Here is an 11,121-nt window from a genome sequence, read left to right on the forward strand (position 1 = left end):
ACCCACAGGTGATCTCGGAGGCCGCGGAGTTTCGGAGCCGGAGAGGTGTCACTCCTTGGCAGCGGGCAGCGGGCAGCGGGCAGCCGGCCGCCGGAACGGCTGAAACCCGTAACCTCTCTGACCCTTATGGGATGACCGGTCTGCGATGACCGATTAGTCTCGCGATCATGGTGGACATCCATGAGGTACCCGAGGCCGACATCGACCGCGCTCTGGAACTCGCGTACCTCGTCTTCCACGACCGGCCCGAGAAGGAGGCCCGCGCGAGACACCACGCGCTGCTGGTGCGGTGCCTGCGGATCGGCGCCTACGACGGGGACGCCCTCGTCGGCTTCATGGCCGCGCACGACTTCCGGCTCTCGGTGCCCGGGGCGGACCTGCCCTGCCCCGGGCTCACGTTCGTCTGCGTCGCCCCCACCCACCGCCGCCGCGGCGTGCTCACCGGGCTGATGACCGAGATGCTGGAGCGCGCTGCGGCCACGCGCAGCCCGGTCGCGGCCCTGTGGGCCTCCGAGGCCGCCATCTACGGCCGCTTCGGCTACGGCGGCGCGACCACCGGCGTCACCATCGAGATCGACTCCACCCGGCCGCTGGCCCTGCGCATCGACCCGGACCGGCGCCCGCTGCGGCTCGTCGATCCGCAGGAGGCGCTCGCGGTGATCGGGCCCTTCCACGAGTCCGCCCGCGCCCGGCGGGCCGGCCGCCCCAGCCGCAGCGCACCGCGCTGGCGCGAGGAGTGGCTGGCCGAACAGGACGAGCAGGACGAGGAACTGAGCCCGCCGCGGATCATCGTCCTCGGCGAGCCCGGCGAGTCGATCGCCGGCTACGTGCTCTACCGCACGAAGCCCGAGGCCGACGGCGGGCCCGCCCGCGCACCCCAGGGCCTGGTCCGGGTCGATGAACTGGAGGCCGACACCCCGGCGGTCGCCGCCGCCCTGTGGGAGTGCCTGGCCGCCCTCGACCTCACCGGCCGGGTCCGCGCGTGGGGGCGCCCGCCCGACGACCCGCTGCTGCACTTCGCCGCCGACCGGGACCAGGTGCGGGTCACCGCCCAATTCCCGGCGCTCTGGCTGCGCCTGGTCGACGTACGCGCGGCGCTGACCGCGCGGTCCTGGGCCGCACCGGTGGACGTGGTGCTGGAGGTGCACGACGTACGGCTGCACGGCAACACCGGGCGGTTCCGGCTCGACGCGGGGCCGGGCCGGGCGGCGTACGAGCATGCGGACGCCGCCGCCGACCTGGCCATGGACGTAAGGGAGCTGGCCGCCTGCTACCTGGGCGGGACCCGGGTCGCCGAACTCGTCGCGGCCGGGCTGGTACGGGAGCACACGCCCGGCGCGGCCGCCGCGCTGGACGCGGCCCTGTGCACGCCCGTACTGCCGCACACGAGCGACGAGTTCTGAGGGCCGGCGGGGATCGGGCCGGCGGGGATCGGGCCGGCTCGGTTCACGCCGGCTCGGTTCACGCCGGCCCTCAAGCCGGCAGGGAGATCCGGGCGGCCGACATGCCGAAGCCGGAGCTCCAGACGCCGGTGGACAGAGCGGTGCCCGCCCGGTGCAGGTCCTCCTCGCGGTATCGCCGACATTTCCGGTGCCAGTTGAGGATTCCGGAGAGCCAGTCCCGGAGCTCGCCGACGTACGCGTCGAGCCCGGCCCGGGCGTCGGCGTCCAGCTTCCAGTCGTCGTAGAGCAGCGGCAGCTGGTTCGCGACGATGTGCTCGAACTCCTCCGTGCGCTGGGTCATCAGCGAGTGGCAGATGTGCAGCGCCTCCGGGTAGCCGATGTCGAAGAAGTTTCGGGTGACCAGGACGTGGTTGTGTACCTCGCCCTCGAACTCCACCTCCTTCTGGTAGGAGAAGATGTCGTTCAACAGGCACGCCGTGTCGGCCGCCGCGTTCTCCAGGGACCGGATGGTCCCGGAGGCGTAGATCTCCTCGGGGATGCCGCGGCCCGCCTGGCCCAGCCGGCACAGGTACATCGTGAGGTTCGAGCCGAAGGTGTGCCGGCGCATCTCGGCGTAGTCGACCGGGTCCGGGATGCGGTTCTGGATCTGGTTCTCCATCTCCCACACCCAGCTCTCCAGCATGCTGACGAGCGTCGCCCGGAACTCGGCGCGGACGGCCCGGTTCATGCTCCGGCTCGTGCGGACCCACAGGTCGGCGAGCGCGCGCTCCATCGCCGTCGCCGGCGGCGGCTGTTCGGCGTGGTCGACCGGGATCATCGCGACCAGCCGCGCGGTCGTCGCCTTGGCGGCCGTGAGGTTCTTGGCCTGGCCGAAGACCACCGGGTAGTAGTCGTCCCCGTACGTTCCCCAGGTCAGCCAGCAGGCGTTGAGGAGCAGCGCCTCGGGCGCGGCGTCCGGGTCGATGCCGGCCGAGCAGAGCGCGAAGTCGTAGCCCCGCAGCTTCTGTTCGGTCCAGATGGCGGAGCCGGGGTCGCCGGGCTGCGGTTCCAGGAGGCCCATGCGCCGGGCCCAGTCGACCGATCCCTCTCGGGCGTGGTCCAGGTGAGGGCTGAGGGAGAGCGCGAACGGCATGTAGATGTCCGGGATCACGGACGGTCCGGTGCGCTCGAAGGGGACGTGGGTGAAGGAGCGGCGGCGCAGGTCGGCCGAGCGCTTCGTGAAGACGGACCTCAGGTCGAGCGCGGTGGTGCCGAGCCCGGAGGGGAGGAAGGGCAGGGTGACCGGTGCGGTGGCCCTGGCCTCCTTGTTCATGTAGCGGCTGGAGACCATGTGCCATTCGTGGCCGCCGGACTGCCAGTCCTGCAGGCCCTTGGCGTAGGCGAGGACGGCCGCGATCTCCGCCGGGTTCATCGCGTGGTCGGCGAAGAGCTGGGGGAGTTCGGCGAGCGCGGTCTGCTCGAACTGGTGCAGGCGGGAGGTGAGCAGATCGTTGGAGACCTCGGCGGCCTCCTGGGTGGTGCAGCCGAGGAAGGTCTCCAACACGAGCACGGCGTTGGACAGTTCGCCCTCGTCGGCGACCTCGCGCTGGTAGGAGAAGAGGTCGTTGCGGATGTGGACGGCGTCGGAGAAGGCGTCGCGCAGGACGCCGAGCGCGCGCGAGTGCGCGACGCGCGCCGGAACTTCGGCGGCGACGTATTCGATCAGGCCGGCCGACCAGGGGGCGCCGCCCACCTTGCGGCGCATCTCGATGTACTCGAGGGGGTTCGCCACCCGGCCGATGTTGATGTTGGCGAGCTCCCACATCGACTCGTCGAGGAGGTTCTTCGTGGACAAGGAGAACCGTTCCCGCCAGTCCTTGGACATCGCGGGGACGGTCCGCGCCCACAGATCCGCGAGGCCCGCCTCGACCGGGTTGGTCGGCGCGGGGAAGCCGCCGGCCAGGTCCATCGGCATGAAGGCGGCCAGCCTGTCGAGGTACTCCTTGGCGCCGGCCCGGTCCTGCGAGCGCTTGAACATCTCCAGGAAGTGGTCGTCGAAGAAGAACACCCAGACGTACCAGTCGGTGACGAGGGACAGCGCCTCGCTGTCGCAGTCGGGGTGGGTGTACGAGCAGAGCAGCGCGTAGTCGTGCGAGTCGAGATCGCTCTCCCCCCAGACGCCGGAACCCTCCAGCATCCCGAGGTCGCGCGCCCACCGCTTGGTGTGGATCCTCGCGTCCTCCAGGTGTGGGTTCAGTCGTGCCGGATAGGGCACATAGAAATCCGGCAGTTGAAACGGCTGCGTCACGACGGGGTGGGCCTTTCGTCCATGGGTGCGGGGGCCTGGTCGTCCCGGGCCCCCGCACGAGATCAGCAGTGCCCTACCCGTGGTGCCGCCGGGATAAGGGGGAGTTCACCGCTTCAGGTGATGGACCTGCCGTTCCGCGGCGCGGGGGCCTGGCGGGGGATAGAGGGGGGCGGTGCCGCCGCTGTGCCGTCCGGCGCGCCGTTCTCAGTACCGACTGCACTGGCGTCCGCAGGGCCGCCTGCCGTAGCGCCTGCCGTGCCGCCTGCCGTGCCGCCTGCCGTGCCGGCGAACTGCTCGGCCTGCATCCGGAACATCGCCGCGTACCGCCCGCCCAGGGCGAGCAGATCCTCGTGGCCGCCCTGTTCGACGAGCCGGCCCTCGTGCAGCACGTAGATGACGTCGGCGAAGCGCACGCCGGACATCCGGTGCGTGACGAGGACCACCGCCCGCTGCGGCCCGGCGAGGCCCCGGATGCTCTCGAAGGCGGCGATCTCCGCCTCCGGGTCGAGTGCCGAGGTCGGCTCGTCCACGACGAGGACGCGGGCGTCGCGGAAGTGGGTGCGGGCCAGACCGAACTTCTGCCACTGCCCGCCGGAGAGCTCCGAGGCACCCCGGAACACCCGGGCGAGCAGGGTCTCGTAGCCGTGCGGCAGCTTCTCGACGACCCGGTCCGCCCCCGCGTACCGGGCGGCGGCGACCACCTCGGCGGCCGGGCCGGCGGCGCGGTCCGGGTCCTCGGCACCGGGCCGGCCGATGGCGATATTGGTACGGGCGGTCACCGGCCAGCGCTCGAAGTCCTGGGTCAGCAGGGCGACGCGGTCGAAGACCTGCTCCCGGTCGGCGTCCCGCAGCTCCACGCCGTCCCAGGTCAACGAGCCCGAGTCGGGCAGGTGCAGGCCCGCGAGGAGTTTGACGAGGGTGCTCTTGCCGGATCCGTTCTCACCGACGAGGGCGACGACGGTGCCCGCCTCGACGGTGAGGGTGATCCCGCTGAGCGCGGGCTCTTCCCGGTCCGGGTAGCTGAAGTCCACGTCGTCGAGCCGTACCACGGCGAGCCGTTCGGGCAGCGCCTGCCCGCCGGAGGGGATGGCGCGGCGGGCCGCCTCGGCGACGAACCGCTCCAGGTCCCGGACGTACAGGGACTCCTCGTGCAGGGTGTTGGTGGTGGACACGAGCGCGCCCAGGCTCGCCGACCCGGTGCGCACCGCGATCACGGCGGTGCCGGCGACGGCGAGGTCCATCCGGCCGGAGACGATGAGCGCACCCATCGCCCCGTAGGTGATCAGGGCCGCGAGGCCGGAGAGCGCGGCGGCGAGCAACTCGGTGGCGGCCTTGTCCTTGGCCAGGCGGGTGGCCTCGCCCTCGGCGACCTCGGCCATGTTGCGGTAGTGGCCGAGGAGATAGCGGCCGACGCCGTGCACCCGTACCTCGGGGGCCGACGTGCGGGAGATCAGCAGCTGGCCGATGAGCCGGGCGGCCCGTACGTGTTCCACCCAGGTGATCACGGACAGGTAGCGTCGCTGGGCCACCCGCATCGCGCCCCAGCCGCGCGGGGCGGCGATGAGCAGCAGCATGGGGAGCAGCAGCGGGTGCAGCACGGTGAGCACCCCGGCGGTGGCGACCAGTGAGATGACCCCGCCGAGGGTGGCCACGCAGGCACCCACCGTCCGGCGGGCGGAGGGCGGCCCCCACTGGGCGCTGTCCAGCAGCCGCCGGAACTCCCCGTCCTCGATGGCCTCCAGCTCCACCGCGACGGCGGCGCTCAGGTACTGCTCGTGCGCGGCCCGTTCGACCTTGGGCTCCAGCCGCCCGGCGGCCGCCGTGGAGCGCGAGGCCAGTACGGCCCCCAGTACGGCGACCAGCGCGCCGGCGGCGAGCGCGGGCACGGCCGCGTGCAGCCGGTCGGCCGCACTGCCCGCGCCGAGCAGCGTACGGAGCACCTCGCTGATGACGAGCAGCCCGACGGCGGAGGTGATCCCCTGCCCGGCCTCGGCGGCGGCGACGGTGAGCAGGGCGGGCCGGTCGGTGTCCCAGGCGAGGCGCAGGGTGCCGCCGACCATGCGGGGCATGGAGCGCAGGGTGCTGATCAGCCGGCCTTCCAGCCGGGCGTAGTCGTGGTTGGACCAGCCGGCGTCGTAGCGCAGGGGCCCACCGAAGAGACGGCGCTCGCTCTCGGAGACGGCGGGCTCGGCGGCCGCGGGCCGCTTGAGGAGCCTCACGCGCAGCCACCCCCGCCCGGTGCCGGGTCGAACACCACATGAACGTGCACGGATCGCAAGATTCCTCCCGAGGCGCTGCGGCTGCGAACTGACGCCGGAAGAACGTGGCTGCTCAGAGCGGCGTCACGGCCGCCGGAGAACGAACGCCCGCACACAGTTGCGACGCGCCTCCGAACCCCAAGGCGCGCCCGGTAACCCGGCGTTCGAACCACCCGGAGGTGTCGATGCCCCCCTTCGAGGGATTGCGCCCCGGAACCGGCGGAGGCCGCCTCCCCGGGGTGGGAGACGGCCTCCGCGCGGTGTGGTGGCTACGGGCTGGGGACCGGCAGGGTGCGGTGCCCAGTGTGGGGATCGTCCACCTCTGGGCGGGGGAGCTGTTGCAGTCGTAGAGCCAGAGCTGGGTTCCGGGGGTGGTGTCGAAGCCGCCGAGGTCGGGTACGGCCCCGGTCCTGGTCCACAATTGTGGTGGCGATGGTGAATATTATTATCGAGGAGTCGGGGATGGGCACCCGAAGCATGCCGATGCACTTGAAGGTCGAGCTGTTCCGATAGGTGGTCCGTCCACTCCGGCGAGTCATTCAGGCGGCAACAATACGGACAGTCCGTACACTTCCTGGAGCCACAGTGAGGGGAGAGCCCAGGAAGAGGTTGACGAATGGGGGCCGGGCTCAGTCGTGATGCGAATCCGTCGCTCCGACGTGGATCCGAGTAGAGATATTCAGGTTCACGATACGGACATCGACTCCGGGTTCTTCGAGGAGGAGCATCTACTTGAAGGGGTAATTGAAGCGGCGGAGATCAGGATAGGGAATGGGGCATGGTTCAATCCGCGATCACAATAGGAGCGCACGTGGAGCGAGATGAGCTGAGGCAAGCGTTCGCTGTCGAATCCACTGTCAACTCGCAGGCTAAGAGTGCCCTTGCCGCTGGGGCGCCGTTCGAAATATGGCCAGGGAGAATGCCTGCCGCGAGACTGCATCACACCTACGCCCGGCGGTTGCGGAGATTGCAGAAACTCGAGCGCCCATCATTGGGTTTCGAGGAGGCGGTGGCTAGCCTCGCGAAAATCGGTAATCAGGAACTGCTGGTCGGGTTTATCGATGACCGAAAGAGGGGAGGGTATCGCTTTATAGTGTTCCTCAGTGCTGATCTTACGCGGGTGATCGCATGCATCGGCTTGATAGTTCCCTCGCGAGAGGTGCTTGATCCTGATGTAACGAAGGAGTAGAGACGTACATCAGTGTCCGGCATAGCCGAGGGGCGGGTGAGTGAAATTGACTGTGCGCCCTGGATTGCCGCTCCACGCGGAATAAGGCACTGCCGACCGTCGCAGCCTCACAGCGTCCAGCGGCCCCACCGGATCTGTTTCCGGTGGGGCCGCTGGGGTATTTGACGGCAGTATTTGACGGCAACGTCAGCGGTCGGCCGTTGCGCCAAGCGGTGGGCCGGCGCTGGCCTCCGAACCGGTGGTGGCTTCGGTGGGGTTGTGGAGAGTGCGGCCGAAGAGGTCGATGGCGTCCCGCTGAAGTCGAAGTCTGACGTGGGCGTAGACGGTGGCGGTGACGCCGATGTGGGCGTGGCCGAGGAGTTCCTTGATCACGACGAGTTCGACGCCCTGTTCCAGGAGGACGGTGGCGGTGGAGTGGCGGAGATCGTGGAAGGGGATGCGGCGGAGGTCTGCCTTGCGGAGGAGCGTGGTGAAGGGCCGATTGGGCTGCCGTGCGCAGTGGCGAACACGTGCCCGTTGTGCTGCCATGTGGCGCCCGCGGTCTCGCGCTCGTGCTGCTGCTGGTCGTGGTGGTGCTTCAGTGACTGGGCGCAGCGGGTGGGGAGTGCGATGCGGAGTTCGGAGGCCCGCGTCTTGGTTGGCAGTGGCGGTAATCCGCTGGCACTGGTGCGCTGGAGCGTGCGGCAACGTCGTAGCCCCGGAGCCAAGATGGCCGGCAGCTCGGTGGGAGCGACCACGGTGATGCGCCTGCACAGGTTGCGCCCCCCGGGAGAATCCGGAGGGCCAGGTGCCGCTTGACGGTGACGGCCACGTCAGCAGACGACTGCCGTGACGGGTGGTTCATCAGAGCTTCCGGCGTCGGGCTGAGAGTGTTGTTGAGGGCTGAAAGCGGCCCCCGAACTGAGTGTCCCCGGAGGTCAATGCTTCCGGGGACACTTCGTGTTCATCGTCAGGGCTGGTACTCGTAGCCGATGGTGAACCGAGGCGGCAGGCACCATTCCCCGTACTCGATGATCCCTTCTGAGTCCGACCACCTGTGGGCACCGGCCAGGATGGGTGAGCCGACGGCTAGCCCCAGCGCACTTGCCTCCCGTGCGTCGGCGGGGCGGGCGTGCATGTCGTCCCTGGCGTGGGTGATCGTGCGCCCGGTGGCTTCGAGCACGCGTGCGGACAGGCCGTGATTGCGGCCCGGAGCGGTGTTCAGCAGATCGGGGACCAATGCGGCGAACGGCGCCGGATACCAGGTCACCGCGAACACGGTCCGAGTCTTGCCACGGCCGGCCAGCCACTCGCGCCGGACCATCTGGTCCCCGGTCTCCAGATCGAAGATCTCCGCCACGTACAGCGGCGGGGCGATCAGTTCAGCGGCCGTCACCCGGCTTGTCTCACCCTCGGCCAGAAACGACTTCACCCGCTGGACCCTGGCCAGCCGGTCACGCGCCGACAGGGTCCACCGCGGGTCATCGGCGACGAAGGTACCCCTGGGGGTGGTGCGGATGAAGTTCTCGACCTGGAGAGCTTGCAGAGCCCGGGAGACGGTGGCGGCTGCGGCCTGCCACTGTCCGGCGATCTCCCGGTTGGTCGGCAGCTTGGCACCCGGCGCAAGCTCGCCCGACAGGATGCGCTCCCGGAAGTGATCAGCGATCTTCGTGAACGTCTTGGGACTGGGCATAAGGCGTGCCCCTCCATTGAGTTGACGTGCTGTCAGTGAGGGCACACTAGTGCACTGTGAACCGTAGCGGGAGTGCTTCGGTCACTCGAATACTGAACTAGAGCACCGACCTGTCAACAGGTCAGCCATGTGACGTTCGAAGGGTGGCCGCACCATGAGTGAGCCGACCAGGTACTCGACTGCGCCTGTTGAACTGCCGCTGCGACTGGAGCCGGACCCGGCCCCCGTCGAGCGCTGTGCAGGCTGCACCGAACTGGCCAACGTACGCGACCGCGCACTCTTGGTCGGCGATATGACGACCGTGACCGACTGCAACGTCTACATGCGACGCCACCCCGAGGGTCACCAGTGACAGCCCGCGCCGTGTACCGGCACGTACCCCACACCATCCGGCACGCCCCCGAGGGCGGCATCACCTACGAAGCCTTCGGCGTCACCGCAGGCTGCGACGCCGAATCCGGCCCGCACGACGAGCAAGAGGCCGCACAAGACTGGGCCCTTCGTCACACCGGACGCACCGGCCACGACCTCTTCAGACGCGTCGTGACCGACCACGCCAAGGTCACCCGAGCTGAGTAGACGAAGCGACGGCAGCACCACCTGAAGCCACGCCAGCCAAGCCGACGCCCGAGGCTGGATCCCCAGCACGAGCCTCCACCGATGACCATGGCATGCCGCCGATGAGGGATGCGTCCAAACTTTCTATACGTCTTCAAGGCGACCCGCTGGCGCGGGTCGCGCGCGGCACGGCCGCCCACCCGGCCCGCTCTCGGCTCCGCCACCCGCCCGGATAGAGATCGGTGATCCGCCGCATCCTCAGCCTGGGCAGACAGGCCACCGGGCAGCCCCTGTCCCGGGCCACCGTCAGCGGCAGAGCGCGATCGAGACCGGCTGGTCCACGACTACCAGCCTCGGCCGTGGTGTCGTGCGGTGTGGTGCGTGCGCCGGTTCGGCGTTCGTCAGGCGAGGACGTTGACGGCGCGGGCGATGACGAGTCCCAGGATGACCAGGGAGACGATGGACTGGAGCATCATGACGATCTTGGCTCAGGCGGCGAGTGGCATGACGTCGGTCGGGCTCAACGCGGTGGAGTTGGTGAAGCCGAGGTAGAGGTAGTCGACGTAGTGGGGACGCCAGTGCGGGGCTTTCACTTCGGGGCTGAGGTGTTGGGGAAAGGCGAGTGCCGGCGTGGGGGGCATGTGGTGGGCCCGGGCGGCCGGGCCGCCGCTGTCGAGTTCGAAGTACAGCAGGGAGAACGCGAGGACGGTGGAGGCCCATACGCTGCCGCCGGCCAGCAGGAGGGCGGCGGCGGAGTTGGTCTCCGCCCCGCCGTGGATGAGATCGTCGATCAGCCGGATGGTCGACCAGATGGCACCGCACGCCAGCACGCCGACCAGGGCGATCGACACGGCGCGCAAGGCGGCTGAGCGGCGGCTGATCCGGACGGGGTCGGCCGAGATCAGCGCGACCAGAAGCAGCGCTTCGGTGGCGGGAAGCGCCCATCGGGGTCCCAGGCGCAAGTCGTCGGGCAGGAGCATGGTCAGCACCGCGGAAGCGAGGACGGCTCCGGCCATCGGCCAGCGGGTCTCGGCGGACTGCGCACGCTGCGGCTCCGGCTCGTGCGGATCGCTCGGGTTCGTATCGGAAGGACTGTGTCCGGTCACGGCCGACTGCTGCCCGGGCTCGGTGGCGGGTCAGATCGCGCCGTCAGCCGCGGCAACGGCACGGCGGGTGGAGGCGTTCGCCCATGATGTCGCGCTCATCTGCGGCTCCTCGAAGGTGAAGGCGTGTGGCGGCGGCTGCCTCGAAGATCGCTCGGACGCGAGGCTGGGATCTCGGATTCACCGTAGACCGAAGTGAATGCGGCGGTATGGCCGACACGCTCCGCCGCGCTCGGCATCCCCGCAGGCGATGGGCCTCGGGCTGCGGTGCCCCGCACGGTCGACACGGGTGGTGCGGGGTGTCGGAGCTTGGGGGAAATGTCTGGTTCGGTTAGGTTTGCCACGTTATTTGGTTTCGGCGTTCCGGGAGGGACACTCGTGGCTATTGATCTGGACAAGGTGCTCGACAAGGCGTGGGCCGACAAGCCGCTCGCCGAGGTGCTCGCGGCTCCCGTGGCCGCTCTCAAGGGGGTCAGCGACAAGGACGGCGAGCTGCTGCACGAGGCGTTCGGGGTCAAGACCGTCGCCGACTTCGGGCAGCTGAAGTACGTGCGGTGGGCGCAGGCGCTCGTCGCGCTGAACCAGACCGTCAAGGCCTAGTCGGGCAACGCGAGAGGCCGTCCTCCCCGCCGGCAAGGGTGGGGAGGACGG

The 11,121-nt window shown here is 69.7% G+C and carries 9 protein-coding genes and 2 pseudogenes; 5 read left to right on the top strand and 6 right to left on the bottom strand.

Features of this window, described 5'->3' with window-relative positions; translation table 11 throughout:
- The first annotated feature begins 167 nt into the window (after positions 1-167).
- On the top strand, positions 168-1,403 hold the full coding sequence (locus tag OG332_RS34970; protein ID WP_327417200.1) for a GNAT family N-acetyltransferase: 1,236 nt from the start codon (positions 168-170) through the stop codon (positions 1,401-1,403).
- A gap of 70 nt (positions 1,404-1,473) precedes the next feature.
- Here the strand turns inward: OG332_RS34970 and OG332_RS34975 are convergent, their stop codons facing one another.
- Together OG332_RS34975 and OG332_RS34980 are read right to left on the bottom strand one after the other, a co-directional pair.
- Positions 1,474-3,690, bottom strand: coding sequence for a terpene synthase family protein (locus OG332_RS34975; protein ID WP_327417201.1), 2,217 nt, complete (start codon positions 3,688-3,690; stop codon positions 1,474-1,476).
- A 113-nt stretch (positions 3,691-3,803) separates the two neighbouring features.
- Positions 3,804-5,909: an ABC transporter ATP-binding protein gene (locus OG332_RS34980; RefSeq protein WP_327417202.1), complete on the bottom strand. Its 2,106-nt coding sequence runs from the start codon at positions 5,907-5,909 to the stop codon at positions 3,804-3,806.
- Between the two features lie 850 nt (positions 5,910-6,759).
- Between OG332_RS34980 and OG332_RS34985 the strand changes: the two genes are divergently transcribed.
- Positions 6,760-7,137, top strand: coding sequence for a hypothetical protein (locus tag OG332_RS34985; RefSeq protein ID WP_327417203.1), 378 nt, complete (start codon positions 6,760-6,762; stop codon positions 7,135-7,137).
- A 186-nt stretch (positions 7,138-7,323) separates the two neighbouring features.
- Here the strand turns inward: OG332_RS34985 and OG332_RS34990 are convergent.
- Positions 7,324-7,820: pseudogene (locus OG332_RS34990) on the bottom strand (tyrosine-type recombinase/integrase); the annotation flags it as partial.
- Positions 7,821-8,086: 266 nt separating this feature from the next.
- Positions 8,087-8,809 carry a GntR family transcriptional regulator gene (locus OG332_RS34995; protein ID WP_327417204.1) on the bottom strand — a complete coding sequence of 241 codons (723 nt, stop codon included), beginning with the start codon at positions 8,807-8,809 and terminating at the stop codon, positions 8,087-8,089.
- Between the two features lie 154 nt (positions 8,810-8,963).
- Between OG332_RS34995 and OG332_RS35000 the strand changes: the two genes are divergently transcribed.
- Both OG332_RS35000 and OG332_RS35005 read left to right on the top strand, forming a co-directional pair.
- Positions 8,964-9,161, top strand: coding sequence for a hypothetical protein (locus OG332_RS35000; RefSeq protein WP_327417205.1), 198 nt, complete (start codon positions 8,964-8,966; stop codon positions 9,159-9,161).
- Complete coding sequence (locus OG332_RS35005; protein ID WP_327417206.1) at positions 9,158-9,388, top strand: DUF7848 domain-containing protein; 231 nt, start codon at positions 9,158-9,160, stop codon at positions 9,386-9,388. The genes OG332_RS35000 and OG332_RS35005 overlap by 4 nt, the downstream gene beginning before the upstream one ends.
- A 205-nt stretch (positions 9,389-9,593) precedes the next feature.
- On the opposite strand, the pseudogene OG332_RS35010 reads toward OG332_RS35005, so the two are convergent.
- Both OG332_RS35010 and OG332_RS35015 read right to left on the bottom strand, forming a co-directional pair.
- Positions 9,594-9,718: pseudogene (locus tag OG332_RS35010) on the bottom strand (IS110 family transposase); the annotation flags it as partial.
- 137 nt (positions 9,719-9,855) lie between these two features.
- Entirely contained in the window at positions 9,856-10,473 is a 618-nt protein-coding gene (locus OG332_RS35015) for a hypothetical protein (RefSeq protein ID WP_327417207.1), read from the bottom strand.
- 315 nt (positions 10,474-10,788) lie between these two features.
- On the opposite strand from OG332_RS35015, the gene OG332_RS35020 reads away from it, so the two are divergent.
- Entirely contained in the window at positions 10,789-11,070 is a 282-nt protein-coding gene (locus OG332_RS35020; RefSeq protein ID WP_327417208.1) for a hypothetical protein, read from the top strand.
- Positions 11,071-11,121: the final 51 nt, after the last annotated feature.

This window comes from Streptomyces sp. NBC_01233 (genome assembly GCF_035989305.1).
In the GTDB taxonomy this organism is placed as follows: Bacteria; Actinomycetota; Actinomycetes; order Streptomycetales; family Streptomycetaceae; genus Streptomyces.

Bases quoted from the DNA above. Each gene is read 5' to 3' on its own strand.
- OG332_RS35020 (WP_327417208.1), top strand. From the start codon at position 10,789: ATGTCTGGTTCGGTTAGGTTTGCCACGTTATTTGGTTTCGGCGTTCCG.
- OG332_RS34970 (WP_327417200.1), top strand. From the start codon at position 168: ATGGTGGACATCCATGAGGTACCCGAGGCCGACATCGACCGCGCTCTG.
- OG332_RS34995 (WP_327417204.1), bottom strand. From the start codon at position 8,809: ATGCCCAGTCCCAAGACGTTCACGAAGATCGCTGATCACTTCCGGGAG.
- OG332_RS35000 (WP_327417205.1), top strand. From the start codon at position 8,964: ATGAGTGAGCCGACCAGGTACTCGACTGCGCCTGTTGAACTGCCGCTG.